General features: G+C 58.9%; 25 protein-coding genes. 13 read left to right on the top strand and 12 right to left on the bottom strand.

Annotated elements, in window-relative coordinates:
• Window positions 1-92: 92 nt before the first annotated feature.
• Both ACXKZG_RS01060 and ACXKZG_RS01055 read right to left on the bottom strand, forming a co-directional pair.
• Window positions 93-1,004 (bottom strand): LysR family transcriptional regulator, encoded by a 912-nt coding sequence (locus ACXKZG_RS01060; protein WP_151036329.1) that lies wholly within the window; start codon window positions 1,002-1,004, stop codon window positions 93-95.
• 2 nt (window positions 1,005-1,006) lie between these two features.
• Window positions 1,007-2,098, bottom strand: coding sequence for a dipeptidase (locus tag ACXKZG_RS01055; RefSeq protein WP_488875581.1), 1,092 nt, complete (start codon window positions 2,096-2,098; stop codon window positions 1,007-1,009).
• Between the two features lie 197 nt (window positions 2,099-2,295).
• Between ACXKZG_RS01055 and ACXKZG_RS01050 the strand changes: the two genes are divergently transcribed.
• From ACXKZG_RS01050 to ACXKZG_RS01025, 6 genes are read left to right on the top strand one after another with little or no spacing between them, the layout of a single operon-like run.
• Window positions 2,296-3,891 (top strand): ABC transporter substrate-binding protein, encoded by a 1,596-nt coding sequence (locus ACXKZG_RS01050; RefSeq protein WP_134822984.1) that lies wholly within the window; start codon window positions 2,296-2,298, stop codon window positions 3,889-3,891.
• Window positions 3,891-4,901, top strand: a complete 1,011-nt coding sequence (locus tag ACXKZG_RS01045) for an ABC transporter permease (RefSeq protein WP_013204351.1) — start codon at window positions 3,891-3,893, stop codon at window positions 4,899-4,901. Before ACXKZG_RS01050 ends, ACXKZG_RS01045 begins: the two co-directional genes overlap by 1 nt.
• Window positions 4,898-5,797, top strand: a complete 900-nt coding sequence (locus ACXKZG_RS01040) for an ABC transporter permease (protein ID WP_013204352.1) — start codon at window positions 4,898-4,900, stop codon at window positions 5,795-5,797. Before ACXKZG_RS01045 ends, ACXKZG_RS01040 begins: the two co-directional genes overlap by 4 nt.
• Window positions 5,798-6,628 (top strand): ABC transporter ATP-binding protein, encoded by an 831-nt coding sequence (locus ACXKZG_RS01035; RefSeq protein ID WP_013204353.1) that lies wholly within the window; start codon window positions 5,798-5,800, stop codon window positions 6,626-6,628.
• A gap of 2 nt (window positions 6,629-6,630) precedes the next feature.
• Window positions 6,631-7,371: an ABC transporter ATP-binding protein gene (locus ACXKZG_RS01030; protein ID WP_053141361.1), complete on the top strand. Its 741-nt coding sequence runs from the start codon at window positions 6,631-6,633 to the stop codon at window positions 7,369-7,371.
• The gene (locus ACXKZG_RS01025) at window positions 7,368-8,867 is read left to right on the top strand and encodes a serine hydrolase domain-containing protein (protein ID WP_488875580.1); all 1,500 of its coding nucleotides are present in this window, start codon (window positions 7,368-7,370) and stop codon (window positions 8,865-8,867) included. Before ACXKZG_RS01030 ends, ACXKZG_RS01025 begins: the two co-directional genes overlap by 4 nt.
• Window positions 8,868-9,116: 249 nt before the next feature.
• On the opposite strand, the gene ACXKZG_RS01020 is transcribed toward ACXKZG_RS01025, so the two are convergent.
• From ACXKZG_RS01020 to dgcN, 8 genes are all read right to left on the bottom strand, one after another.
• Window positions 9,117-9,938, bottom strand: a complete 822-nt coding sequence (locus ACXKZG_RS01020; protein ID WP_488875579.1) for a M55 family metallopeptidase — start codon at window positions 9,936-9,938, stop codon at window positions 9,117-9,119.
• Between the two features lie 67 nt (window positions 9,939-10,005).
• A complete protein-coding gene (locus ACXKZG_RS01015) occupies window positions 10,006-11,061 on the bottom strand; it encodes a DmpA family aminopeptidase (RefSeq protein ID WP_488875578.1) in 1,056 nt (351 codons plus the stop codon).
• Between the two features lie 4 nt (window positions 11,062-11,065).
• Window positions 11,066-11,965, bottom strand: a complete 900-nt coding sequence (locus tag ACXKZG_RS01010; protein WP_013204358.1) for an ABC transporter permease subunit — start codon at window positions 11,963-11,965, stop codon at window positions 11,066-11,068.
• On the bottom strand, window positions 11,962-12,894 hold the full coding sequence (locus ACXKZG_RS01005; RefSeq protein WP_488875577.1) for an ABC transporter permease: 933 nt from the start codon (window positions 12,892-12,894) through the stop codon (window positions 11,962-11,964). The genes ACXKZG_RS01010 and ACXKZG_RS01005 overlap by 4 nt, the downstream gene beginning before the upstream one ends.
• A 69-nt stretch (window positions 12,895-12,963) precedes the next feature.
• Window positions 12,964-14,505 carry a glutathione ABC transporter substrate-binding protein gene (locus ACXKZG_RS01000; protein WP_134822988.1) on the bottom strand — a complete coding sequence of 514 codons (1,542 nt, stop codon included), beginning with the start codon at window positions 14,503-14,505 and terminating at the stop codon, window positions 12,964-12,966.
• A 33-nt stretch (window positions 14,506-14,538) separates the two neighbouring features.
• Complete coding sequence (locus ACXKZG_RS00995; RefSeq protein ID WP_151036317.1) at window positions 14,539-16,410, bottom strand: ABC transporter ATP-binding protein; 1,872 nt, start codon at window positions 16,408-16,410, stop codon at window positions 14,539-14,541.
• 22 nt (window positions 16,411-16,432) lie between these two features.
• Entirely contained in the window at window positions 16,433-17,398 is a 966-nt protein-coding gene (gene dgcA, locus ACXKZG_RS00990; RefSeq protein WP_134822990.1) for an N-acetyl-D-Glu racemase DgcA, read from the bottom strand.
• A 2-nt stretch (window positions 17,399-17,400) separates the two neighbouring features.
• Window positions 17,401-18,408, bottom strand: coding sequence for an N-acetyltransferase DgcN (dgcN, locus tag ACXKZG_RS00985; protein ID WP_488875576.1), 1,008 nt, complete (start codon window positions 18,406-18,408; stop codon window positions 17,401-17,403).
• 222 nt (window positions 18,409-18,630) lie between these two features.
• On the opposite strand from dgcN, the gene ACXKZG_RS00980 reads away from it, so the two are divergent.
• Both ACXKZG_RS00980 and ACXKZG_RS00975 read left to right on the top strand, forming a co-directional pair.
• Window positions 18,631-18,762: a hypothetical protein gene (locus tag ACXKZG_RS00980; protein ID WP_488876306.1), complete on the top strand. Its 132-nt coding sequence runs from the start codon at window positions 18,631-18,633 to the stop codon at window positions 18,760-18,762.
• A 16-nt stretch (window positions 18,763-18,778) separates the two neighbouring features.
• Complete coding sequence (locus ACXKZG_RS00975; protein WP_488876301.1) at window positions 18,779-19,795, top strand: ABC transporter substrate-binding protein; 1,017 nt, start codon at window positions 18,779-18,781, stop codon at window positions 19,793-19,795.
• Between the two features lie 41 nt (window positions 19,796-19,836).
• Here the strand turns inward: ACXKZG_RS00975 and ACXKZG_RS00970 are convergent, their stop codons facing one another.
• A complete protein-coding gene (locus ACXKZG_RS00970) occupies window positions 19,837-20,460 on the bottom strand; it encodes a pyridoxamine 5'-phosphate oxidase family protein (RefSeq protein WP_338572769.1) in 624 nt (207 codons plus the stop codon).
• A gap of 215 nt (window positions 20,461-20,675) precedes the next feature.
• Here ACXKZG_RS00970 and ACXKZG_RS00965 point away from each other — a divergent pair, with 215 nt between their 5' ends.
• Window positions 20,676-20,927 carry a hypothetical protein gene (locus tag ACXKZG_RS00965; RefSeq protein WP_041692455.1) on the top strand — a complete coding sequence of 84 codons (252 nt, stop codon included), beginning with the start codon at window positions 20,676-20,678 and terminating at the stop codon, window positions 20,925-20,927.
• Here the strand turns inward: ACXKZG_RS00965 and ACXKZG_RS00960 are convergent.
• A complete protein-coding gene (locus ACXKZG_RS00960) occupies window positions 20,924-21,934 on the bottom strand; it encodes an alpha/beta fold hydrolase (RefSeq protein ID WP_488875575.1) in 1,011 nt (336 codons plus the stop codon). The two genes, ACXKZG_RS00965 and ACXKZG_RS00960, sit on opposite strands and share 4 nt — an antisense overlap.
• A gap of 334 nt (window positions 21,935-22,268) precedes the next feature.
• Between ACXKZG_RS00960 and ACXKZG_RS00955 the strand changes: the two genes are divergently transcribed.
• From ACXKZG_RS00955 to ACXKZG_RS00940, 4 genes are read left to right on the top strand one after another with little or no spacing between them, the layout of a single operon-like run.
• A complete protein-coding gene (locus ACXKZG_RS00955; protein ID WP_488875574.1) occupies window positions 22,269-23,858 on the top strand; it encodes an MFS transporter in 1,590 nt (529 codons plus the stop codon).
• 20 nt (window positions 23,859-23,878) lie between these two features.
• Entirely contained in the window at window positions 23,879-25,018 is a 1,140-nt protein-coding gene (gene bglB / locus ACXKZG_RS00950) for a beta-galactosidase BglB (RefSeq protein WP_105760438.1), read from the top strand.
• A 15-nt stretch (window positions 25,019-25,033) separates the two neighbouring features.
• Entirely contained in the window at window positions 25,034-25,795 is a 762-nt protein-coding gene (gene kduD / locus ACXKZG_RS00945) for a 2-dehydro-3-deoxy-D-gluconate 5-dehydrogenase KduD (RefSeq protein WP_151036311.1), read from the top strand.
• Window positions 25,796-25,841: 46 nt separating this feature from the next.
• Window positions 25,842-26,483, top strand: a complete 642-nt coding sequence (locus ACXKZG_RS00940) for an RpiB/LacA/LacB family sugar-phosphate isomerase (RefSeq protein ID WP_053141328.1) — start codon at window positions 25,842-25,844, stop codon at window positions 26,481-26,483.
• Window positions 26,484-26,542 lie beyond the last annotated feature (59 nt).

Below are 26,542 nucleotides of genomic sequence, written 5' to 3'. Positions count from 1 at the left end.
CGATCTGTTAACTCCATCGGACATTCGTTGACGGCTGCGGCAAAAACCGCCAATCGTTTGCGCAGCGCGGCGCAGTTCGGTCAGATGCCGGCTCAGTGTTCGGCGTGAATTTGCGCCTCACACTGGCGCGCCAGCTCCCACAGCCTGGTGCGGATCACCTGCTTGAGTTGCAGCGTCGACTGCGATTGTGGCCGGTCGCGGCGGCTGATCAGCATCACCTCAAACGGTAACGGCTGGGCGATCGGCAACACCCGCAGCTGGTCGGCATAGCGGCGGCCGGTAAACAGGTCGACAATCCCCACGCCACCGCCGGCCAGCACCATATCGGCGATCACCGAATAGGTCTTGATATACAGCGAATTGGCCGGTTGCAGCGCCTTATCCCGCAGCGCGCGGTGCAGCACATGACCCAGCGGATCTTCCTGCTGCATCATCAGCAAATTGTTCTGGCATAGCCACTCGAGCGTGACCGCCGAGGTCTGCTCTGAATCCGCCGGCAACAGGGCCACCATTGACGAGTGAAACAGCGGCTCTGATACCAGTTCTCCCGGCACCTGCTGACCAAACACCAGCGCAAAATCAAGCCGATCCTCCAGCAAATTCTGGCACAGTGTACTGAAATGCTCGGTCACCAGGTCGACGTTGACGAAGCCGTTTTGTCGACGATATTCCACCATCGCCGGGGCGAGGATCATCTGGCCAAAAGCATGGGCCGCGCCCACCCGCACCGTCTGGCCTTCGCCGCGTCGCAGCTGCTCCGTTAACACGCCGATCGCCTGCAGGCGGCCATACAGCTCGCGGATCTCCGGGATCAACCGTTGCGCCTCCAGCGTCGGGATCATTCCCTGGCTGTGCCGTTCAAACAGGGTAAAGCCGAGCTGTTGCTCGGCATGGTTCAGCACCCGACTGACGTTCGGCTGTGAGACGTTAAGCTGCCGCGCCGCCGCACTGATGCTGCCGGCCTCAACAATCGCCTGGAAGACCTCAATATGGCGCAGGCGCATGGTTATTCACCCCAGGTGGCTTCCAGCACGCGGATCCAGTTGCCGTAGCAAATTTTTTCCAGCAATGGCCGGTCGTAGCCGTGCTCGCTTAACGCCCTGACCAGCAACGGCAATCCCGCCACGTCTTTCATGTCCGGCGGCAACGTGGTGCCGTCAAAATCCGACCCAAAGCCGACGTTATCTTCACCTACCTTTTCAACCAGATAATCCACGTGGCGGACGATTTCCAGCACCGTGGCATCGTCGGCTTTTTTACCGTCGCCACGCAGAAAGCTGGTGCCAAAATTCACCCCGACAAAGCCGTGGGTTTCGCGGATGGCCGCCAGCTGGCGATCGGTCAGATTACGCGACTGTGGGCACAACGCATGGGCGTTGGAATGGCTGGCCACCAGCGGCGCGTTGCTGATTTTCGCCGTTTGCCAGAAGCCCTTCTCATCCATGTGCGACAAATCCACCATGATGCGCTTCTGATTACAAGCGCGAACCAGCCTTAATCCCGCGTCCGTCAGGCCGTTGCCGATATCCGGCGATGAAGGGAAACGGAACGGCACGCCGTCACCAAAAATATTTGGCCGGCTCCACAGCGGGCCCAGCGTGCGCAAACCGGCGGCATACAGCACCTCCAGTAACGCCAGATCTTCATCCAGCGCTTCTGCTCCCTCGATGTGCATCACCATGGCGATTGCACTGTCCTGCATGCATTGACGAATGTCTTTCGCCGTGCGGCAGATGCGTGCCGCGCCGCCCGACTGCTGCTCAATGCGCAATAAGGTGGCAATCATCGACAGGGTGATTTCCAGCGCCTCTTCCCGCGATGGCGTCGGTTCTATCTCATTGTATTCCGGCACCGATCGGTTTTTTCTGACTGCTGGCGCGCTTCTTGCACTGGATCCAGCCGAAGGCACATACGCCGCGAATAAACCGCCTGCAAAACCGCCCTGCTTCATTCGTGGCAGGTCCATCTGGCCCGCAGCCGGACCGTTGAGAAAAGCGGAAGCGGGATCGTCCTGATGGGACAGCCACAGGCGCATCAGGAGATCGTTATGGCCGTCAAAGACGGGCACGGTCACGGCATCAGAACGCAGTTGTTGCATGGGGGAATTCCGCTCTCAGGTTAGGGGATTAACGGTGCGCCATGCTGAGGCAGGTTGCACCAGCAAAGCGCAGGCTGCTTCGCGCAGCAAAAAAAGGCTTCTCCTTTCAGTACTACCCGAGATCGTCGGTAGCTGTCAAGACAGAAAGCACAATAAAATTCATTATTTTTCTTAAATTTCAATATGTTGGAGATACCATGGTTACCAGAAGACGTTTTCTTGCAGGATGCAGTGCGGTTCCTTTTCTCTCATACCTCTCTCTGAACAGCGCCTTTGCCGCCACCCCGCCTTCGATGCTGGTAATGGCGATGCAGCTCGACAACATGACCAGCCTGGATCCGGCCGAAAGCTTTGAAGCCATCGGCTCTGAAGTCTGCGGTAACCTCTATCAACGCCTGGTGATGCCAAATCCGGCTAAGCCGAATGAAGTAATGGGCGAACTGGCGAAAAGCTGGGACGTTAGCAGCGACAGCAAGACCTTCACCTTCCATCTCGACCCGGCGGTTAAATTCGCCGACGGCAGCCCGATGACCGCCGATGATGCCGCCTTCTCGCTGCAACGCGTGGTGAAGCTGGATAAGAGCCCGGCCTTTATCATCAACCAGTTCGGCTTTACCAAAGACAACGTTGACCAGATGATTGTGGCGAAAGATCCCCACACGCTGGTGCTGAACCTGGCGGAACCCGCCGCCGAAACCTTCCTGCTGTACTGCCTGTCCGCGCCAGTGGGCAGCATCGTGCAGAAGAAAACCGCGCTGGCAAATCAGGCCGGCGACGATCAGGGCAATGCCTGGATCAAGCAGCACAGCGCCGGCAGCGGCCCGTTCACCCTGCGCGCGTGGAAAGCCAGCGAGAGCATTATTCTGGAGAAAAACGACAACCATCCGTCAACAAGCACCATTAAACGGGTGATCGCCAAACATATTATCGACCCGTCCGCCCAGCTGCTGATGCTGCAAAAAGGCGATGTGGATATCGCCCGCGACCTGACCACCGAGCAGCTTAAGCCGCTGATGGGCGACACGAATTTCCACGTGGTGCAGCAGATGGTCGGCACCCTGATGCTGATGTCCTGCAACACCAAAAACGAACATTTGCAGAAGCCGCAGGTCTGGCAGGCGCTGAAGTGGGCGATTGATTACGACAGCATCCAGAAAAATATCATTCCGCTGACCTACAAAGTCCATCAGAGCCTGCTGCCAGCCGGTTTCCCGGCGGCGTTAAACGACCAGCCGTTTAAGGTGGATGTGGCAAAAGCGAAAGCGTTGCTGGCCGAAGCGGGTTACCCGGACGGGTTTGAGCTGACGCTGGATCACTACTCCGCCCAGCCTTTCCCGGACATTGCCCAGGCTATCCAGACGCAGCTGGGCGCTATCGGTATCAAAGTTCAGCTGATTTCCGCCGAAAACCGCCAGGTCCTGACCAAGATGCGCGCCCGTCAGCATCAGCTGGCCATCACCGCCTGGGGCGCCGACTATTTTGATCCGAACTCCAACACCGAGGCGTTCAGCGTCAATACCGATAACAGCGACACCGCCCGCGTGCGTTCACTGGCCTGGCGTTGCAGCTGGTCCGACGAAGACTTCAACAAAATGACCGCAGCGGCCCTGCACGAAAAAGACCCGGCGAAACGTATCGCCCTCTATGAGCAGATCCAGACCATGCACCGCGAGAAGAGCCCGTTCATTTTCATGTTCCAGAAACTGAACACCTACGCCAGCACCAAAGGCGTCACCGGCATGCACATCACCGTGCTGAATGACAACCCTTACGAGTTGGTGAAAAAAGCCTGATGTCGTGGTTAACCCGTATTGCCAGCACGCTGGGAAGCCTGCTGCTGACGCTGTTTGGTCTGTCGGTTTTAACGTTCTTTATCGGTCGGGTCATGCCGACCGATCCGGTGCTGGCCGCGGTAGGCGATAACGCTCCGCAGGCCGTCATTGAGCGCGTTCGACAGGAAATGGGGCTGGATCAGCCCCTGTACATTCAGTTCTGGCACTATCTGACCCAAATCCTTCATGGCGACTTTGGTCGCTCCATTCTGACCTCTAACCCGGTCAGCCAGGACATCGCCCGCTTTTTCCCGGCCACGCTGGAACTGGCAACGGCGGCGATTATTGTCGCGGCGATTATCGGCATCCCGTTGGGCGTCTGGGCCGCCGTGCGTCAGGGGAAATGGATCGATCAGGTGATCCGCGTGGTGTGCCTGGCCGGTCACTCCCTGCCGGTATTTGTCCTCGCGCTCCTCAGCCTGCTGGTGTTCTACGCGGTGTTGGGCATTGCGCCTGGCCCTGGCCGTCAGGACATCATTTATCAGGATATGGTGCCGCAGGTTACCGGCCTGCTGACGGTGGATTCCCTGCTGGCGAAAGATTATGACGCCTTCTGGGATGCGCTGGCGCATATGGCCCAGCCGGTGCTGATCCTCGCCTATTTCAGCATGGCGTACATCACCCGTATGACCCGCACCTTTATGCTGAACGCGCTGAGCGGCGAGTTTGTTATCACCGCCCGCGCCAAAGGGCTCTCTTCACGTCGGGTCATCTGGCGTCACGCCTTTCCGACCGTGGCGGTTCAGCTGGTGACCGTGCTGGCATTGACCTATGCCGGGCTGCTGGAAGGCGCGGTAGTCACCGAAAACGTCTTCTCCTGGCCGGGGCTGGGGCAATACCTCACCACCTCGCTGATGAATGCCGATATGAACCCGGTCGTCGGCGCGACGCTGCTGGTGGGCACTGCCTATGTGCTGCTGAATCTGTGCGCTGATATTCTCTACCGACTTATGGACCCACGCGTAAAATGACAAACTTATCAAGAGCCTGGCTGCTTAACGAGACGCCAACCACCCGCAGTCAGGCGGTGTGGGGCAGACGTTATCGCCTGTGGCTGGGACTAAAGCGCCATCCGCTGGCGATGAGCGGCCTGCTGGTGGTGCTGCTGATGCTGCTGCTGTCACTCGCCGCACCGCTGCTGACGCCGTACGATCCCGGTTTTCAGGATCTGGCCAACCGTCTGGCCCGCCCTTCCACGCTGCACTGGCTGGGTACCGATGAGCTGGGACGCGACATTTTCACCCGCATCCTGTTTGGCGGCAGAACCACCTTAGGCATGGTGATTGCGGTGGTGTTGATCACCGCGCCCATCGGCCTGTTTATCGGCTGTATCGCCGGTTATGCCGGTGGCCTGCTGGATAAAACGCTGATGCGCATCACCGATATCTTTCTGGCCTTTCCCCGGCTGATTCTGGCGCTGGCGTTTGTCGCTGCCTTAACGCCTGGCGTCGAGAGCGCCATTCTGGCGATTGCCCTCACCGCCTGGCCGCCTTACGCACGCCTTGCCCGCGCCGAAACGCTGCAGTTCCGTCACAGTGATTTTATCGCTGCCAGCCGGATTAGCGGCGCGTCGCCGCTGCGCATCGTGTTGCGCCATATCATGCCGCTGTGCGTGCCCAGCCTGATTGTGCGGGTGACGCTGGATATGAGCTCAATCATTATCACCGCGGCCAGCCTTGGCTTTCTCGGCATGGGCGCGCAGCCGCCGTCGCCTGAATGGGGAACGATGATCGCCACCGCGCGCCGCTTCCTGTTCAGCGAATGGTGGGTGCCGCTGATGCCCTGCATCGCCATCTTTTTAACCTCGCTGGCCTTCAACTTCCTCGGCGATGGCCTGCGCGACGTGCTGGATCCTAAGGAGCAGTAAATGCTGGTTGAAATTGAAAACTTACGAATTGGCTTCACCAGCGGCACGGAGACCTTTGAAGCGGTGCGCGGCGTCTCATTCAGCGTCGGCAAAGAGAAGTTTGCCATCGTCGGTGAGAGTGGCTCAGGCAAGTCGCTGACCGCGCGTTGCCTGATGCAGCTGCTGCCCGGCAACGCGAAGGTCACGGCGGATAAGCTGAGCTTCGACGGTATCGATCTGCGTGGCGCCAGTGAAAAAGTCATGCGTCAGGTGCGCGGCAAACGCGTGGGCTTTATTTTGCAGGACCCGAAATACTCGCTGAATCCGGTAATGACCATTGGTCAGCAGATTGCCGAGGCCTGGCGTGAGCATAAAGGCGGCAGCAAGCGCGACGCGCTGAAGGCCGCCGTCGATCTGCTTTCGCAGGTGAAAATCCGCGACCCGGAATTAGTGGCGAAACGCTATCCGCATGAGGTTTCGGGCGGCATGGGCCAGCGGGTGATGATTGCGATGATGCTGGCACCGGATCCTGAACTGCTGATCGCCGATGAACCGACCAGCGCGCTGGATGCCACCGTGCAGGCGGAGATCTTACGGCTGATTGACGATCTGGTTTCGCAGCGCGGCATGGGATTGATCCTGATCAGTCACGATCTGCCGCTGGTTTCGCATTTTTGCGATCGCGTGGCGGTGATGTACAGCGGACGCATTGTCGAGATGCTGGCGGCGGGCGATTTGCAGCAGGCCCAGCATCCCTACACCAAAGGTCTGCTGGCGTGCCTGCCTTCGCTGCGCCATCCACGCGCCCGTCTGCCCGTGATGCAGCGTGAAGCCGCGTGGCGGGAGGAGTAACCATGATTGAAATTAAAGACTTACGCATTGCTTTTGGTTCGCTTGACGTCGTAAAGGGCGTGTCATTCAACGTCGCCAACGGTGCCAGCTTCGGTATCGTCGGTGAAAGCGGCTCAGGCAAATCGACCATCCTGCGCGCGCTGGCCGGGCTGAACAATGACTGGCGCGGCGAAATGACCTTCGGCGGCATGGCGCTGTCTGCCAACCGTGGACGCAACTTTTTCCGCCAGGTGCAGATGGTATTTCAGGATCCGTACGGATCGCTGCATCCGCGCCAGACAATCGATCGCATTCTGCATGAGCCGCTGCTGATCCACCGGATCGATCGCGCTGAGCAACGTATCGCTCAGGTATTGTCAGACGTTGGCCTGCCAGCCAGCGTGCGCTTCCGTTTTCCGCATCAGCTGTCTGGTGGTCAACGCCAGCGCGTGGCGATTGCCCGTGCCCTGATAGCCGAGCCGGAAGTGCTGCTGCTGGATGAACCGACCTCGGCACTGGACGTGTCGGTGCAGGCGGAAATTCTGAATCTGCTCAGTGATTTGCGGGAAGAACGCAAACTCACCTACATTATGGTGACGCACAATCTGGCGGTGGTGACCCACCTGTGTGCGCATATTGGGGTGATGCAACAGGGTGAAATGGTTGAGATGTTAAGCGCCGACGACCTGCGCGCGCGACGCATTCAACACCCGCATACCCTGCAACTGTTTGATTTAAGTATGACGCTGGAGGAACCGGCATGACCCTTAACTGGCAGCAGGCGAAACAGGTTGCGGATGAGATTACCGCCGGCTGGGGACAACCCGGCGCACCGGGCGGTGCTATCGCGCTGTTCGACAGTGAGAAAATGCACAGCATCAGCGCCGGTGGCCTGGCGGATCTGGCGCAGGGCCGCGCGTTCGATGGTGATACCGTGGTGCGCTATGCCTCGGTGACCAAGCATATTTTCGCGTCGTTAGTGACCGGCGCCGCCAGCCAGCATCTGGGTCTGGACGACCAGCTGGTGCAGCATCTGCCGCAGCTGACCGGGGAAAATGGACAGGTGACCGTCGGTCGCGCGCTGGATATGACCTCCGGCCTGCCGGACGTGCGCGAAACCCTCTCGCTGCTGGGCCTGTCGGTTTACAACGCCACCAGCGCCGCGGCCTTACTGGCTTTGCTGGCCGAGATGGGTGACCTGAGTTATCCGCCGGGCAGCGAAGTGTCCTATTCCAATACCGGTTATCGCCTGGTGGAGGAAGCGCTGAAGGCCAAAGGCGTGCTGTTCTCTGAGCTTATCGCCGGGCAGATTAACCGGCCGCTGGGCATCCAGTTTAGCGCACCGGAAACCTGGTTCGATGTCGTGCCGGGCCTGGTGCCAGGTTACTGGCAGCACAACCAGCAATGGCTGCTCGCCAGCGCCGGACTGCACCTTTCGGCGTCCGGCTGTATTACCGGCAGCGTGACCGACCTTAGCCGCTGGCTTCAGCACCTGTTGCGTGAGGAGCAGACGCTGAACAGGCTGGCTGCCCCGCGTCAGCTGGCTGATGGCCGGGTGACCGGCTACGGTCTGGGGATCGCCCACTCGTCGGCAGGCAAGGTGAAACTGCTCGGTCATGGCGGTTCGCATGCCGGTTATAAAAGCTATTTCCTGCTCGATCCGCAGCAAAAAGTGGGTCTGGCATTGGTCGCCAACCGCGAAGATGTCGCCAGCTTCGATTCGGCGCTGGCGATCATGGCGGCGCTGCAAGGGGAATCACTGCCACAACGGGGTCACAGCCTGACGCCCGGTCTGTATGTGGCGGAGGAAGGCAGTGACTGGCTGGAAGTGAATGCCGACAGCATCAACTGGCTGGGCAATGCCGAGAATCTCTATCACAGCGACGTGCCGGGTGAAGCAGTGTCGCTGTCCAGCACCTTCCCGGTCCGTTTGCGCCAGCAGGGCATCACCATCAGCGGTGAGATTGGTCTCGCCGCGCGTCAGTTTGTGCCGGTGGAAGCAGACAGCAGCACCCTGTCGGCGGTGCAGGGACGCTGGCACATTCCGGCCGTGCGCAGTGAACTGGTCATCAACGGTGACAAGATGGTGATGGGCATCGGCCCGGCGGCCATTCACGCCACGCTGGTGCCGCTCGGCAAAGGCCGCCTGCTGGCCACCGCGCAGGATGGTCTGTGGCAGAAGCGCTTTGCCGTGCAGGTCGATGGCGACGGCCTGACGCTGGTGCTTAATCGCAGCCGGATGGTGAAGTACCGGCGTTAACCACAGGCGGTGATAGCGATATAACGGGCGCAGTGTTTGATGATGTTGCCATCATTGGTGATCAGATTCATCTTGCGCATAGATCCCCCGCAAACAGGTCAGCACAAGCCACAAAGTTGACCTGTTTGACCTATTTGACCTGTTTGACCTGTTTGACCTGTTTGACCTGACTACTCGCACAATTTTGGTCGGTCAATAATTAACCGCAACGACAATGCGCTGCTGGAAACACGTTTGCACAGGTCAGGTTCAGTTCTGCGTCGAGGCCAGATAGGAGAACGCGCTCAGCAGGCTGACGAGGGTCGCCATATTTTGGGCGCTGTATCCGACGGTGACCGCATCCAGCCGCGTGACGCCGGGGACCAGGCAGAACAGATCGCCGAGCACCGGTTTAGTGACCATCAGTTCCAGCTGGTAAGGCGCGTTAACGCGGGTGGTGCTGACTTTTCTGCCGCGCCTGACGGCTTTTTCAGCGGCCTGACGAATGGCGGTGCGGGCGGCGTCCGGGCTGAGTGATTCGGCGCAGGTGTGTGAAATCGCCCGTTTTACGCAGACGTAATCGGCCGACGGATAGTAATCCGCCATCCACTGTTGCAGCCTGTCGTCTCCGGTCACCAGCCACAATGGCGCATTCTGCTCCGCGCCGGCGGCGGCATAGATATCGCTTTCGCCCATCACTTCGCCGTTGATTTTGACCCGGTAAAACGCCCGACCGTTGATGGTATGCGCCAGCACGCCAAACTCGCCTGCGGCGCTGTGAAAACCGACGAACATCATGCCGTCGTAAGGCTGATGCTCCAGCCCTTCCACCATCGATAATCCGCGCGGTTTGCCCTGCACCAGACGCGCGCGCGGGTCGATATTTTCCGCCCGCAGATTGGTCATCTGCGCATGACTGTCGGCGACCACCACTTCCGTCGCGCCACCGGCAAAGGCGCCGTCGATGGCAGCATTCACTTCCTGCTCCATTAGACCACGTGCCAGCTGATACTCGGCGTGACCCGGACTGCACTGTTCCGGGCGCATCACGCCTGCGATGCCTTCAATATCGGCGGAGATAAAAATTTTCATCGGGGAAGACCTTCAGCAGAAACCAGCGAGTTGCAGCGCGGCCAGCTTGCGCCGCGCCAGGGATACGTCAGGCGTCAGGGCCTGCAGCCAGTCGATCTAATAGTTCGCTTAATGCCGGGCGATGATGCCCACGGAATCCGGTGACCGCTTCGGCGCTCAGCAGCGCATCCAGCACCGCATGCTCCGTGGCATCGGCCGCGGCAGATAACAGCGGTTCCAGCGCCGACTCCTCCGGCGGCTGCGGCACCGGGTGGGTGGAGAAGGCCACCGCGATATCGCCGGAGCCGTGGCCCCAGTAGCTGCCAAGCCTGCCCAGACCGGCACCGGCGCGCTTCGCAATCCGCTTTAACTGCCGGGCATCCAGCGGCGCATCGGTGGCCATAATGATGATAATCGAACCCGCATCGCGCTGCGGCGTCAGCTCGGGCAGCAGCGGTTCTATCGCCTCACCCACTCTGACCCCGTCCAGCGTCAGCGCGGTTAAGGCGCCAAAGTTGGCCAGCACCAGCACACCCAGCGTGGCATTCAGTGTCGGGAGGTTGCGTGAGGCGGTGCCAATTCCCCCCTTCATGCTAAAGCAGCTCATGCCGCGCCCGGCTCCGACGCTGCCTCGGGAAAACGCAGCGGAGGCAGACTGCAGCGCCTGCTGCGCCATCTGCTCGGTCACCGCCAGCGCCTGAATGTCATTCAGCCAGCCATCGTTGCACTCCAGCGCCAGCGGATTCACCGTCGGCAGCGAGCGGCCCAGCTCCGGATTATGGCTAACCGCCTCGCGCACCAGGGTGGTAAACAGCGTGCCGACCGCCAGCGTGTTGCTCAGCAGGATCGGCGTTTGCAGCACGCCCAACTCTTCAATCTGCACCAGCCCGACCGGCTTGGCGAAGCCGTTTAACACCGCCGCACCGCAGGGTAACGGCTGGGTAAACAGGTTGTCGCCCGGCGGCACAATCGCCGTCACTCCGGTCTGGCGTTCGCCCTCGTCCAGCGTGGCGTGCCCGACCCGAACGCCCGGCACATCGCTCAGGCTGTTGGTGGCACCACAAATGCCGCGAGGATTGCCTAACCGGCGCGTCTCTCGCCAGCGCTGCAATAACAGGTCGAGCGCGGCCTGACGATAGTCCATCTGCTTACCCTTTCAATTTCGGATCTAAGGTGTCGCGCAGCGCATCACCCAACAGGTTAAACGCCAGCACGGTAATAAAAATCGCCAGCCCGGGGAACACGCTGACGTGCCACTCTCCGGCCATCATCATATTGCGGCTCATCGCCAGAATATTGCCCCACTCCGGCACATCCGGCTCCGGGCCAAGACCGATAAAGCTCAGGCCGGCTGCGGTCAGAATACTGGTGCCGATACGCATGGTGAAATAGACAATCACGTTCGACAGCGTGCCCGGCAGAATATGGCGGATCAAAATCACCCGATCCGGCGCACCGGCACAGCGCACCGCTTCAACGTAGGCCGCCTGCTTTAACGACAGCGTCGAGGCACGCACGATGCGGGCGAATACCGGCACGCTGAACACCGCGACGGCGATAATGACGTTATTTAAGCCTGGACCTAAAATCGCCACCACCGCAATCGCCAGCAGCATGCCTGGGAAGGCAAACAGCACGTCAGAGCCGCGCATAATCAGCATATCCACCCAGCGGCCGTAATAGCCCGCCAGCAGTCCCAGCACGATGCCGACCATCATCCCAAGGGTGACCGACAGCACGCCGACATACAGCGAGATGCGCGCGCCGTAGATAATGCGGCTGAGCACATCGCGACCCAGATCGTCGGTGCCCATCCAGTGCGCGGCAGAAGGTGGTGCCGACAGCGCCATCCAGTCGGGAGCCATTGGATCCCAGGGCGCTATCCACGGCGCAAACACCGCCACAATCACCAGCAGCAGGATAAAGCCACCGGACACCAGCGCCAGCGGGTTGCGTATCAGGTTCTGAATAAAATCGTGCCACGGCGAGCGCAGCGTACTGTTCTCGAGCACGGTTTGCGCGATGGCCGCTTCGGTTGTTGGCTTCATGCAGGCTCCTGACGCAGACGGATGGCCGGATTCACCACTGCGTAAAGCAGGTCCACCAGCAGGTTGATGACAATAAATTCAAAGACAAACAGCATCACCAGCGCCTGAATCACCGGCTGATCCTGGGTTTTGATCGACTCGATCAGCAGCCAGCCCAGACCCGGCCAGCTGAAGACGCTTTCCACCACGATCGATCCGCCGAGCAGAAAACCAAACTGTAAGCCGAGCATGGTGATCACCGGGATCAGCGCATTGCGCATGATATGTTTCCAGGTCACCAGCCGGTTACGCAGCCCTTTCGCCCTGGCGGTGCGGACGTAATCTTCCTGCGCCACTTCCAGAAAGGCCGAACGGGTGAAGCGCGCCATCACCGCCGCCACCGAGGATCCCAGCGTAATGGCCGGCAGGATAATGTCGCAGGGTTGGTTGAAGCCGCTGACGGAAAACAGGCCAAACGGCATCGCCACAAACTGGATCAGCAGCAGCCCCAGCCAGAACGGCGGCATCGATATGCCGCCCACCGCCAGACTCATCAGCGTCCAGTCCTGCCATTTCCCGCGTTTCAGCGCCGAGATCACGCCGATAATCAGCCCCAACAATACCGACCAGGCAAATCCGGCCAGCGCCAGCCACATCGTCGGCATAAAGCCCTGGGCAATCACCTCGGTGACCGGCTGTTGCGTGCGGTAGGTGACGCCAAGGTCACCTTTCACCAGCCCGCCCAGCCAGTGCAGATACTGCTGTGGCAGCGGATCGTTGAGGCCTAAATGCTGTCGTGCCGCCTCGACCGCCTCAATTGGCGCATCGGGACCGGCATAAATTCGTGCCGGATCGCCCGGCAGCAGTTTAATAAAAGCAAATACCAACAGGGAGACCACCAGCAACACCGGGATCATTTCCAGTAAACGTCGGACAAGATAGGCAAACATAGGCGATTTCCTGGTTAATTCGGGTGTACCAGCAGCAAAGGCGGGATCGCTCCCGCCACAGACTCAGGATTAATGGAACTCCGCCTGATCGAACAGGAATGAGCCGTCGGCCAGCATCGACACGCCGGTCAGGTTCTTTTTCTTGCCAACCAGGTTATCTGGCGAGCCGAGGAAGGCGATGGGCGCATCTTTCCAGATGATGGTCTGTGCCTGGGCATAAGCCGCCGCACGCTTCGCCGGATCGGCCGTTTGCAGCGCTGCCGCAATGGCTTTGTCCGCTTCCGGGTTGCTGTAGTAAGAGACGTTATACGACACCGGCACCCAGGATTCGGTGGCGAACAGCGGACGTAAGGCCCAGTCCGCATCACCGGTGGAGGTCGACCAGCCGCCGTAATAGAGGTCGAATTCGGCCTGTTTCGGATCCTTCACGCCCCACAGTTTCGCGTTACGCGCGCCGGAATCCATTGGCGTCACCGAGACGCGAATGCCGACCGCGCCCAGCTGCTGCTTAAGGAACTGCGCAGCACGCACGCTGGCGGTGGCGTTGGTCACCCACAGCTTGAGGTCCAGACCGTTGGCGAAGCCGGCCTCTTTCAGCAAGGCTTTGGCTTTTTCCGGGTTGTAGCGGTAATCCGGATCGCTCTGTTTGGCGTAGAACTGCACCGCCGGCGGGATCGCCGAGGTGGCCGGTTTGCCCATGCCCGCATAGGCCACTTTCAGCCAGATATCGCGGTTGATGGCGTAGTTGATGGCCTGACGCACGCGCACATCGGCCAGCGATTTATGCTGGGTGTTCATCGCCATGTAGTAGAGGTAGATACTTTCATCGCGCTGAACCGCCAGCTTGCTGTCGCTCTGCACGGTGTTGATCAGGTCGGAAGGCAGTGGATAGATCGCATCCACCTGGCCGGACTTCAGCGCCGCTACGCGGGTGGAGTCTTCCGGGCTTGGCGTGATGTAAACGTTATCGACCTTCGGCCAGCCTTTCTGCCAGTAACCGTCAAACTTGCTCAGCTTGACCTCTTTTCCCGGCTGCCAGCTGACAAATTTGAACGGGCCGGTGCCGGTTGGATGCAGGCGCAGCTGCGCTTCGTCCGGGTACTGCTTCAGCACGGTCGGGCTCCACATCACCGCCGACGGGTGTGCGAGGGTGTTGATAAAGGCACCAAACGACTGGTTCAGATCGATTTTGACCTGGGTTGGCGAAACGACGGTGACGGTTTTAATCATCTTATACAGGCTGTTACGCTTCAGACCTTTGGTCTGGTCGGCCAGCCTGTCGAGGTTGGCTTTTACCGCCGCGGCATCAAACGGCGTGCCGTCCTGGAAGATGACGTCTTTACGCAGATTGAGCGTGAATTCGGTGGCGTCCGCGTTGCTGGTGTAATCGGTCGCCAGCCACGGAACCAGCTTCATTTTGCTGTCGAACTGGAACAGGCGTTCAAAGATCCCCGCCTGCACCGAATAGCTGGCGTTGTCGGAGGTATCGTGCGGATCAAGACCGGTGATATCGACATAGGCGGAAATCCGCAGGTCCTGCGCCTGGGCGATGCCCGCCAGACACAGTGACAGCCCAAGGGCGACGGCAGAACGACGTAAAAACGGCTTCATGGTGTCTCTCCAGAATGGTAAATGAAATAAGCGCTAACGGTGCATGTCCCCTTCGGCAACCCAGTGATGCAGGTCCACCTGGCGGTAACGAAGTTTTGCCACTTCTTCCCCGGCTTTACGCAGCGGCGAGGGGATTTCGCCGTCGTCCAGTTCACGCACGGTACGGCGGGCAGGATCGGCCACCGGAACGGAGGCCAACAGACGACGGGTATAAGGATGCTGAGGATTGCTGAATACCGCATGGCGCGGGCCGATTTCCACAATCTGGCCGAGGTACATCACCGCTACGCGGTTGGCGATACGCTCGACGACGGCCATATCGTGCGAAATAAAGATCCACGCCACGCCGGTCTCTTTTTGCAGGTCCATCATCAGGTTAACCACCTGCGCCTGGATGGAAACATCCAGCGCCGACACCGCTTCATCCGCGATAATCACCTGCGGCTGCAGCGCCATGGCGCGGGCGATGGCGATACGCTGACGCTGGCCACCGGAAAACTCATGCGGATAGCGGCGGGCATGCTCCGGCAATAATCCGACGCTTTTCAGTAATGACTGGACCTGCGGCGTCGCCTCTTCCAGGGATTTCACCAGCCCATGCAGCAGCAGCGGTTCGGCAATGGTGAAGCCCACCGTCAGGCGCGGATTTAATGAGGCATAGGGATCCTGGAACACCATCTGAATTTCCCGACGCAGCGCATGAAACGCCGGCTCTTTCAGCATGCTGATCTCTTCGCCGCGAAAGTGAATGCTCTCCGACTCGCTGGAAACCAGCCGCAGCAGCGCGCGTCCGGTGGTGGATTTGCCGCAGCCGCTTTCGCCGACAATCGCCAGCGTTTCCCCGGGCCAGACGCAAAAATCGATCTGCTCAACGGCGTGGACGCGATGGGTTAGCGCGGAAAACATCCCGCTGCGGATGGGGTAATACACCTTCAGCCCCCGCACATCCAGCAGCGGTTTCTGCTCATAACGCGCGGTGATCTGCACGCCGGCCTCCTCATCCTGCTCTTCACCCAGCAGCGGAAAACGTTGTGGCCAGCGGCTGGCTTTCATATCGCCAAGACGCGGAACGGCGGCCAGCAACGCCTTGGTATAAGGGTGTTCGGGTGCGGCAAAAATCTGCTCCACGCGGCCCTGTTCCACCACTTCGCCGCGATACATCACCACAACCCGATCGGCAATTTCCGCCACCACGCCCATATCGTGGGTGATAAACAGCACCGCCATATCGCTTTGCTGTTGCAGGTCGCGGAGGATTTGCAGGATGCGGGCCTGAACGGTGACGTCCAGCGCGGTGGTCGGTTCATCGGCGATCAGCAGCTGCGGATCGCAGGCCAGCGCCTGGGCAATCATCACCCGCTGGCGCATGCCGCCGGACAGGGAATGCGGATGGCTTTTCATCACCCGATCGATATCCGCAATACGCACTTTGCGCAGCAGCTCGCGGGCCTTGGCGTTGGCAGTTTTGCTGTCGCACAGTTGGTGATCGCGCAGGGCTTCCGTCAGCTGATCGCCAACCCGCAGGACCGGGTTTAGCGAGGTCATCGGCTCCTGAAAAATCATTGCCATGTCGCGACCGCGCAGCTTGCGCCGCTCCTCGGTGCTCATGGTCAGCAACGGGTGCTTCACGCCGCTGCGCGGGCTGAAGTGGATCGCACCGCGCTCAATGGTGGCAGACGATGCCAGCAGGCCCATTACCGCCAGCGAGGTGACCGATTTACCCGAGCCACTTTCGCCAACCACGGCAACAATTTCGCCTTTATTGATGGTGAAGGAGACGCCTTTCAGCGCAAGGTTTTTCCCGGAGCGTCCGCTAAAGCTGACGCTCAAATCCTCAACCTGCAGTACAGGCGAGGCATTGCCGGATCCGGTGGCGGTGGGTTCTGAGTGAATACGTTCCGTCATCGTGACTCCGGTGGTCGCTGGATTAAAGCCAGATACGACCCTGGTTGTAGGAAAGATAAGGGGCGCTGTCCGCCGCGAGCCAGATCGGCCCGTCGAGATCAACATGTTCCGCCGAGACGGCCACCGGCAGCGCGGCTTCCATCGCCAGTGAGGAGCCGAGCATGCAGCCCACCATCAGCCGTAATTTGTGGATCCGCGCGGCGTCCACCATCGCCAGCGCTTCGGTCAGGCCGCCACATTTATCGAGCTTGATGTTGATCATCTCGTAGCGGTTGCGCAGCCCGGCGATGTCGCCGACGTGATGGCAGCTTTCATCCGCACAGACCGGGATCGGGTGATCGAAGCGTTGCAGATCGGCGTCGTTACCCGCAGGCAACGGCTGTTCGATCATCGCGATGTTGTAGTGGGTCAGCGCCGAGAACAGGCTGCTGAGATCCAGCCCGCTCCAGGCTTCGTTGGCATCAATAATCAGCGTGGCGTCCGGCGCGGCGGCGCGTATCGCCGCCACTTTTTCCAGAATCAGGTCGCGGTTGAGTTTGATTTTCAGCAGGATCGCCCCGCGCGAAACGGCATCCGCCGCCGCGGCCGCCATCATCTCCACGCTGTCGAGGCTCAGCGTTTCGGCGGTGATCACGCTGGCAGGTGGCCGCGCATTCAGACGCTGCCACAGCGTTTGTCGGTTGAGCGCCGCATCCAGCCGCCATAGCGCGCAGTCCAGCGCGTTGCGGGCCGATCCCGGCAGCAGACGGTTTTGCAGCTCGCTTAACGTCAGACCGTTTTCCACCTCTTCCTGCACCGCCGCCAGCTGCGCGGTAACGCTTTCGGCACTTTCGTGGTAATGGGCGGTGGGCGTGCATTCGCCACGCCCGATAAAGCCCTGTTCTTCCAGCGTGACCCGCACCACCGTCACCGCCGTGCGGGTACCGCGCGCGATGGCGAACGGACGCGCCAACGGCAGCTCGACAACTTCAACCTGCATCCGGCGCATAATCAGCCCCGCTCTTTCAGCAGCGCAGCAATCTCCGCGATGCCAAAACGCACCGGATCGGTGGCCGGCACGCCAAATTCCGCACTGATTTGCTGGCAGTAATCACGGGCTTCCTGCTCGCTGTAGTTAGAGGTATTGATGGCGAAACCGGCCAGCTGAACGCTGTCGCTGGTGACATGGGCGGCACGCACGTTGGCTTCCACGCAGTCTGCCAGGCTGACCATCGGCTGATGCGGCAGGTGACGCATATGCGGACGGTGCATCTCGTGGCACATCACCAGCCAGTGCGGCTGCGCGCCATGGATCAGGCCCATGCTGACGCCGGCATAAGAGGGATGGAACAGTGAACCCTGGCCTTCCACGATATCCCAGTGATCGGCCTCGTTGGCCGGAGACAGCGCTTCTGCCGCGCCAGCGATAAAGTCCGCAATCACCGCATCGATGGCGATCCCCTCGCCCGCCACCAGAATGCCGGTCTGCCCGGTCGCGCGGAAATCAGCCTTCAGGCCAATCTCACGCATGGCGGATTCCAGCGCCAGCGAGGTGTACATTTTGCCGACCGAGCAGTCGGTGCCGACCGTCAGCACGCGTTTGCCGCTGCGTTTCTTACCGCTGCCCACGTCCAGTTTTGGCCGCATATGGCGGATGTCGAACAGCGCAACGCCCTGCGCTTTCGCCAGCGCCACCAGCTCTTCGTTATCCACCAGGCGATAATGCAGGCCGCTGGCCACGTTCAGTCCGGCATTGATCGCGCCACGCACGGTGTCCATCCAGTGTTCCGGCAGATAGCCACCGGCATTGGCGGTACCGAGCACCAGCGTTTTCGCCCCGGCCGCGACGGCGGCTTCAATAGTCAGATCGTCGAGGCCCAGAGAGACGGTGCAGCCCGGCAGACGGATCTGCCCAACGCACTGCTCAGGACGCCAGACGTGGATGCCGCGTGCCGTTTTCGCCGCCAGCGGATCGGTAACGTCGCCAAGGAATAACAAATAGGGTTGAGGGATCAGCATCAGGGTTTTCTCTTATCAGGTTGCAGGGTTTGCCTGAGAAGACTATTTCACTGTTATGACAGCCGGGATAATGCTTGTTTATCGGCAGGGTATAGCCTGGGGTTATGGTGAGTCGCTATATACTAATTGATATAGCGATATGCTAACCTCTGCGCTCTTTTTACAGCATCCCCGCACAGGTGGCCGCCCGAGCCGCTCAGCATCGTAAGGCAAATTAAAACAATGGCAGTGGTAAACCCCTACTGGACCAACATCGTGCCCGGCGGCCTGAACGGCTACAGCGGTGCCGGTTATGCCAGCGCCCAGATTGGCGAACCGCGAATGGTGCAGCTTTCCATGCAGCTTAATTTCTGATGAGGTCCTGATGAACATGCGCCCGATCCTGCTGCCGCTGCTGGCGGCACTGAGCCTGACCACTTTTAGCCAGTCGCTATTCGCCCGCACGGTAACCGATGACGCGGGGAATCGCGTCACCGTTGCCGTTCAGGCAACGCGCATTGCCGATGGCTGGTATGCGCACCATTCGCTGCTGATGACGCTGGGTGCGGGCGATCGGATCGTGGCGACGGTAAATCACGCCAAAGACCGGCCGTGGATGTTTAAAATCCAGCCGTCGTTAAATCAGGCGCTGTCGGTGCATGGCCGCAGTTTTGAGAGCGAAGCGCTGCTGACGCGAAAAGTGGATGCCGTGTTTGTCGCGGCGGAAGATGGCGATGCCGCCGCCTATCGTCAGGCTGGCCTGCCAACGCTGGTGATGGGTTTTGACGACTTCCCGTCCATGAAGCGCTCCCTGCTGACCACGGCTGAGGTGGTCGGGACGGATAAAGCGCGTCAGCGGGCGCAGGCGTACAACGCCTACCTGGACCAGCATATTGCCGCGATTCAGGCCAAAACGGCGGCGCTGCCGGCCGACCAGCGCCCGCGCGTGCTGCATATTGAGTCGCTGCATCCGTTAAAAGTGGATGGTAGCCATACGCTGATTGATACCTGGATCAAACTGGCCGGCGGGCGCAATGCGGCGGCGGAAGTGAGCGGCAATATGAAGGAAACCTCGCCGGAGAACGTGCTGTTCTGGCAGCCGGATATCATCATTATTGGTGCCGGTGCAGGTTCTATTGCTGACTCCGATTACGCGACGTTATTCAACAGCCTGAAGGCGGTGAAAAACCATCAGGTGTGGCAAAACCCGGCCGGGGTTTTCCCCTGGGACCGCTACGGTACCGAAGCCGCGCTGCAAATCCAGTGGGCAGCAAAACTGCTGCATCCGGCGTTATTCCCGGATCTCGATATGGTGAAAACCACCCAGGATTTCTATCAGCGCTTCTTTGATTACCCGCTAACGGCGGATCAGGCCGGTAGGATCTTGCGGGCGTTGGGGCCGGAATGAGGCTGTAATCTGTGAGCACGCAAGCCACGCTGATAAGCCACTCAGTAAAGCGTGTCCTTAATCCGCCCCGGCAAAGCCCGATCGTAAGCCTCGCCGTCGATAGCTGACTGGGAAAGGGCTTTCAGGATGCTGCCGGTGCTGGGCAGCTGAGCGCGTTCAAGCTGGGTGGCGGGATCCCACAGTCGGGCGCGGATTATCGCCCGGCTACATTGGAAGAACACGCTATTTACCGTAATACGTAACACCGATCTCGGCCTGTTTCCCTCGACCGCAAAGCGTTCCAGCAGCTCGGGATTGATGCTGATCTCAGCAACGCCATTTACCCGCAGCGTTTCACCAATACCCGGGATCAAAAACAGCAGCGCCACACGGGGATCGCTGACGATATTTTTCAAACTGTCGATGCGGTTATTGCCTCGCCGATCCGGCAGCAGCAGGGTTTTCTCATTTTCGATATGCAGGAATCCGGCCGGGTCGCCTCTGGGCGAAACGTCCAGACCTGACGGGCCTGATGTCGCCAGTGCCACAAAGGGAGAAGAGTCAATAAACGGGCGGTAGGCCGGGTGAATATGGTCGGTTACTTTCATCAACGACGGCGCTGCAACCTCGCCATACAGCTGCTCAAGCGCGGCCAGCGTTGTAATGCAATCCTGCTCGTCTGACATGTTATCCCCGCAAATTTGATCGAAATCGTGCTTTGCTCGACGCCGACAAAGCACCTTGCCGATAATCATAGTACAGCGCCAGGATGGCAGAAGGGTTACCGGCAACGGTTTCATCCGGCCTTCGTCGCATATCAGCCCGGTAATCTTCGCGTTTTTGACCAGGCTATCTATGCTGTCAGTATCGCTTTTGCATGCTTTTTTCTGGGGAAATAACGATGAAGATGACTGGCATTCTGGCCCTGCTGGCGCTGGCGTTCTCAGGTACCGCCTGTTCGCAAATGTCTCAACTGCCGTTGGTGCCGCCAAAGCAGGATATTATCGCCACGCCGGTGGCGGCAAAGTGTGATGTCAGCCTGTGCCAGCAAAATTGCTATGTGCAAAACAGCCAGTGTCAGCGCAACAATGACAGTGGCTGTGGTGCCAAGATGCAGTCCTGCCTGCAGGCCTGCACCTCTCAGTGCCGTTAAGGTTGATCCAGATTTTTAATCAGCGCCTGATTAAACTTCGCCGGCTCTTCCATCTGCGGCGCGTGCCCCATTCCGGGGAATTCAATCAGCGTGGAATGCGGAATTAACGCGGCAACCTGTTTGCCCAGCTGGTTGTAATGGCCGATTTTTGCCTTCACCTCCGGCGGAGCAATATCGCTGCCGATCGCCGTGGTGTCTGAGGTGCCAATCATCAGCGTGGTCGGCATGTTCAGATCCTTAAACTCGTAGTACACCGGCTGAGTGAAAATCATGTCGTACAGCAGCGCCGAATTCCAGGCGACAATCTGGTGGCCCGGTCCGTTATTCAATCCGGCCAGCATGGTGACCCAACGGTCATATTCTGGCTTCCAGCGACCAACATAATAGGTGTTCAGCTCATACTTTTTGATGCTGGCCGCCGAGGTTTTCAGCTCGCGCTGATACCAGTCATCGACGCTGCGCCACGGCACGCCCTTCGCTTTCCAGTCTTCCAGACCAATCGGATTCACCAGCACCAGCTTCTGTACTTCCTGCGGATACATCAGCGCAAAGCGCGTTGCCAGCATGCCGCCGGTTGAATGGCCCACCAGCGTGACCTTGTCGATATGCAGCTTGTTCAGCAGGTTATGCGTATTCAACGCCAGTTGCTGGAAGCTGTACTGGTAATGAGCCGGTTTGCTGGAGGTACAAAAACCGATCTGATCCGCGGCGATCACCCGGTAACCGGCGTGGCTCAACGCATCGATCGAGTCCTGCCAGGTCACGCCACAAAAGTTTTTGCCGTGCATCAGCACCGCCGTGCGGCCGTTGGCCTGGCCTTTCGGCTGCACATCGATATAACCCATGCTGAGCGGCTGGCCCTGCGAGGTAAAATCGAATTTCTGAATAGGGTAAGGGAAATCAAAACCTTGCAGTTCCGGCCCGTAGGTCGGCGTGGTCTCCGCCGCCGAGGCAGAGAAACCGGTTATCAGGCTGGCAATGACCAGGCCACGAAGGATGTTCGACACAGGTTAATCCTTATCAAATTAGGAAAGGGAGAGGAAAAATCAGCATAAACAAGGCTTAACCATAGTGGATAAAAAAGTCTGTCTGCGGATGTGACAGGTAAAGAAGCGCAAAGAAGAAAAACCGTACTAAAATCGGCAATCAAGACGGCACTTCAATAAAAATGAAACGGCATTTTATTAAATTGGTGAGATCGGTGTCCGGTTTCTTCTTTTTAATGTCACCCACCCCCTAAACCTGGCAAAATCGCAAAGGTTTTCTGTTCGTGCTGGTTCTAACTTAGCTCATCCCCGACATAAGGCCGGGTCTGACAGTTGTCTAACCAGGATGGGCACTATGATGATACGTAAACCAGGAACGCTAACTTATTTAGCCTACGGATCAGGTGATTTTCTCGGCGCTGGCACCATGGCGCTAACCTCTGCGTGGCTTCTCTATTTTTACACCACCTTCTGCGGGCTCAGCCCGATTGAAGCCACGTCCATCTTTGCCATGGCCCGTGTGCTGGACGCCGTGGTCAGCCCGCTGATGGGCTATCTGACCGACCACTTCGGTTCGACCTGGCTGGGCAAGCGCTTTGGTCGCCGCAAATTCTTCATTCTGACCGGTATCCCGCTGGTCTTCACTTACAGCCTGATGTGGGTCGGCGATATGACTTACGTCTATTACCTGCTGACCTATCTGGTGTTCGAAGTGGTCTACACCTCAATTCTGGTGCCATACGAAACGCTGGTGCCGGAAATGACCGATGATTTCAAAGAGAAAACCAAGTTCTCTGGCGCACGCATCGCGCTGGCGCAGCTTTCGGCCATTCTGGCGGCTTTCCTGCCGGGCGTGCTGCTCAGCTACTTCGGCAAAGATAATGTGATCTCCTTCTTCTATTCCAGCCTGGTGTTCTCGGTGATTTGCGCCATCGTGCTGACGCTGGTGTGGTTTAACACCTGGGAACGGCCGGCCGAGAAAAAATCCGCTGCCGCACTGGAAGCCGAGCAGCAGAAACTGACGCTCGGGCAAAGCCTTTCCCGACTGAAGATTGAGCTGACGTCCACGCTGCGCGTGCGCATCTTCCGCCAGCATCTCGGCATGTATCTTGGCGGCTATATCGCCCAGGACGTGTTCAATGCGGTGTTCACCTATTACGTGGTGTTCGTGCTGATGCAAAGCGCCAGCCTGGCCTCTAATCTGATGGGCACCATGGCAATCATGCAGTTTATCGCCGTGATGGGCATGATCCCGCTGTGCATCCGCTTCGGGCCTGCGCCTTCTTACCGCATCGTGGTGGTGCTGTTCGGTCTGAGCACCCTCTCTTACGGCGTGCTGTATTACACCGGCCTGAGCGATGTGTTCTCGCTGCTGCTGCTGGTATCGGGCCTTGCCGGACTGGGTCGCGGCGGTATCAACTATGTGCCGTGGAATATCTACACCTACATTTCTGACGTTGACGAGGTGATCACCGGACAGCGCCGTGAAGGGATTTTTGCCGGGATCATGACCCTGACCCGCAAAGCCTCCCAGGCGGGCGCGGTGATGCTGGTCGGCATCCTGATGCAGCTCTCCGGTTTTGTGGCCGGCAGCAGCGTGCAATCCCCGACGGTCAGCCACGCCATTCTCGGCATCCTGTGTGGCGGCACGCTGGTGATGCTGTGCATCGGCTTCTTTATCTCCCTGCGCTTCAAGCTGAATCTGGCAACGCATCAGACGCTGCGTGAAGAGACCGAAAAAATGCGAGCAGCCGGCAATGTGGTGCCCGGCAATATCACCCCTCAGGCCCGGGCAACCGTCGAGATGCTGGCCGGACTGCCGTACGAAGCACTGTGGGGCAACAACAATATTGGCTACCTCAACCGCAACAAGCCTGCTGTGACGCCATTGCCCGTCGCGCCGCTGGTTGAACCTGTCGCCAGTCAGTTAACCCGTCATCCCTGAATATTCGAGGACAAAAAAATATGTTGGTCTATCCCGTAAAACACAGCGAACTGCTCCGCCAGCCGGACCGCTTTATCTCCAGTAAAGAATTACATCAGCTGATCAATAAGTTGGTGGATAACCTGGTGAACATTACCGATGAGTCCGGCGAGTTCCTGTTAAGACTGGATGACGGACGGGTAATTGATACCAAGGGTTGGGCAGGCTGGGAGTGGACGCACGGCATCGGGCTGTACGGTATTCATCAGTACTACCGCCAGACCGGTGACGATCGTCTGCGGGCCATCGTTGATGACTGGTTTCGCGACCGCTTTGCGGAGGGTTCCACCACCCGCAACGTCAACACCGTCTGCCCGTTCCTGACGCTGGCCTACCGCTATGAAGAGAGTAAAGACCCGCGCTGGTTGCCCTATCTGGAAAGCTGGGCCGACTGGATAGTGCACAAGATGCCGCGTACCGATTGCGGCGGTCTGCAACACATCACGCTGGCAGAGGAAAACCATCAGCAGCTGTGGGACGACACGCTGATGATGACCGTGCTGCCGCTGGCGAAGATTGGCAAGTTGCTGAACCGCCCGGACTACATCGAAGAGGCGAAATATCAGTTCCTGCTGCATACCCAGCATCTGATGGATCGCCAGAGCGGCTTGTGGTTCCACGGCTGGACGTTTGAAGGCCACCACAACTTTGCCAATGCCCGTTGGGCACGCGGCAACAGCTGGCTGACGATTGTTATCCCGGAATTCCTTGAGCTGCTGGATCTGCCGGAGAAAGACGCCACCCGGCGTTATCTTCAGCAGGTGCTTGCCAGCCAGCTGGCGGCGTTAGAGAGCTGCCAGCATGAGAGCGGCCTGTGGCACACGCTGCTGGACGATCCGACCTCCTATCTGGAAGCCTCGGCCACCGCAGGCTTTGCCTTCGGCATGCTGAAAGCCGCCCGTTGCCACTATGCCGACGACCGCTACATCGCTGTAGCTGAAAAGGCGCTGAAAGGACTGATTAAGCATATCAATGCCGAGGGTGAACTGACTCAGGTTTCCTTCGGCACCGCGATGGGCAAAAACCTCGATTACTACCGCCAGGTCCCGCTGACGTCGATGCCGTATGGCCAGGCGATGGCGATTTTATGCCTGGTGGAATACCTGCACGTTTATCTGTAAAAAAAGGAAAACCGCATGATCCTTAACGATTTTTCTCTCCACGGCAAGGTCGCCGTGGTCACCGGATGTAATACCGGGCTGGGGAAGAGTATGGCCGTCGGCCTGGCGCAAGCCGGGTGCGACATCGTGGCCATAAACCGCAGTGAACCCACAGAAACCGCTAAGGAAGTCACGGCGACAGGTCGACGTTTTTTGAGTCTGAAGGCCGATTTGGGCAAACAGGATCAACTGGCGTCGCTGCTTGAACGCGCGGTCGGCGAAATGGGGAAGATCGATATTCTGGTCAACAACGCCGGGATCATCCGCCGCGATGAGGCCCTGGACTTTAGCGAGCAGGACTGGGACGACGTGATGAATGTGAACATCAAGACGCTGTTCTTTTTATCCCAGCTGGTCGCCCGTCAGTTCGTTAAGCAGGGCCACGGCGGAAAAATTATCAACATCGCGTCCCTGCTCTCTTTCCAGGGCGGGGTTCGCGTGCCGTCGTATACCGCCTCGAAGAGCGCGGTGATGGGGCTGACCCGCGAGCTGGCCAACGAATGGGCGAAGCATGGCATCAACGTCAACGCGCTGGCACCCGGCTATATCACGACCAATAACACCGAGCAGTTACGCGACGACCCAACGCGCAACAAAGACATTCTTAATCGCATTCCGGCCGGACGCTGGGGAGCCCCGGAGGACCTGATGGGCCCGGTGGTATTCCTCGCCTCCAGCGCGTCTGACTACGTTAACGGATACACCCTTGCGGTGGATGGCGGCTGGCTTGCACGCTAGCCCTTTCTGCCCTTTTTGAACGAATAAGCCTTAAACGGGAGTAAATATGAATATTGCACTGATGATGGAAAACAGCCAGGCGGGAAAAAATGCGCTGGTATTAGCCCAACTGGAAGCGGTCGCTAAAGACAACAAGGATGCGGTGTTTAACGTCGGTATGCAGGACGATCAGGACCACCATCTGACCTATATTCACTTAGGTATCATGGCCAGCATCCTGTTGAATGCTAAAGCGGTGGATTTTGTCGTCACCGGCTGCGGCACCGGCCAGGGCGCGCTGATGTCGCTGAACATCCATCCAGGCGTGGTGTGCGGCTACTGTATCGATCCGGCGGACGCCTTCCTGTTTGCGCAGATCAATAACGGCAACGCCTTGTCGTTACCTTTTGCTAAAGGCTTCGGCTGGGGCGCGGAGCTGAACGTCCGCTATATCTTTGAGAAAGCCTTCACCGGTCGCAAAGGCGAAGGCTATCCGCTTGACCGTAAAGAGCCTCAGGTCCGTAACGCAGGCATTCTGAACCAGGTGAAAAGCGCGGTGATCAAGGAGAACTACCTCGATACGCTGCGGGCCATCGACCCGGAACTGGTGAAAACCGCCGTGGGCGGCAAACGCTTCCAGCATTGCCTGTTTGAACACGGTAAAGATGCCGAGATTATTGCCTGGGTCAGAAAATTGATTCAGCAATAATCATTTCATCATTACCGGCAGCCACTATCCGGTGGCTGCCGGTATTTTTTTACCCTGTA

The sequence above is a fragment of the Erwinia sp. 2186 genome, assembly GCF_057812255.1.
Note: the sequence above shows the minus strand (reverse complement) of the source record. Positions and strands in the feature narration are given on the sequence as shown.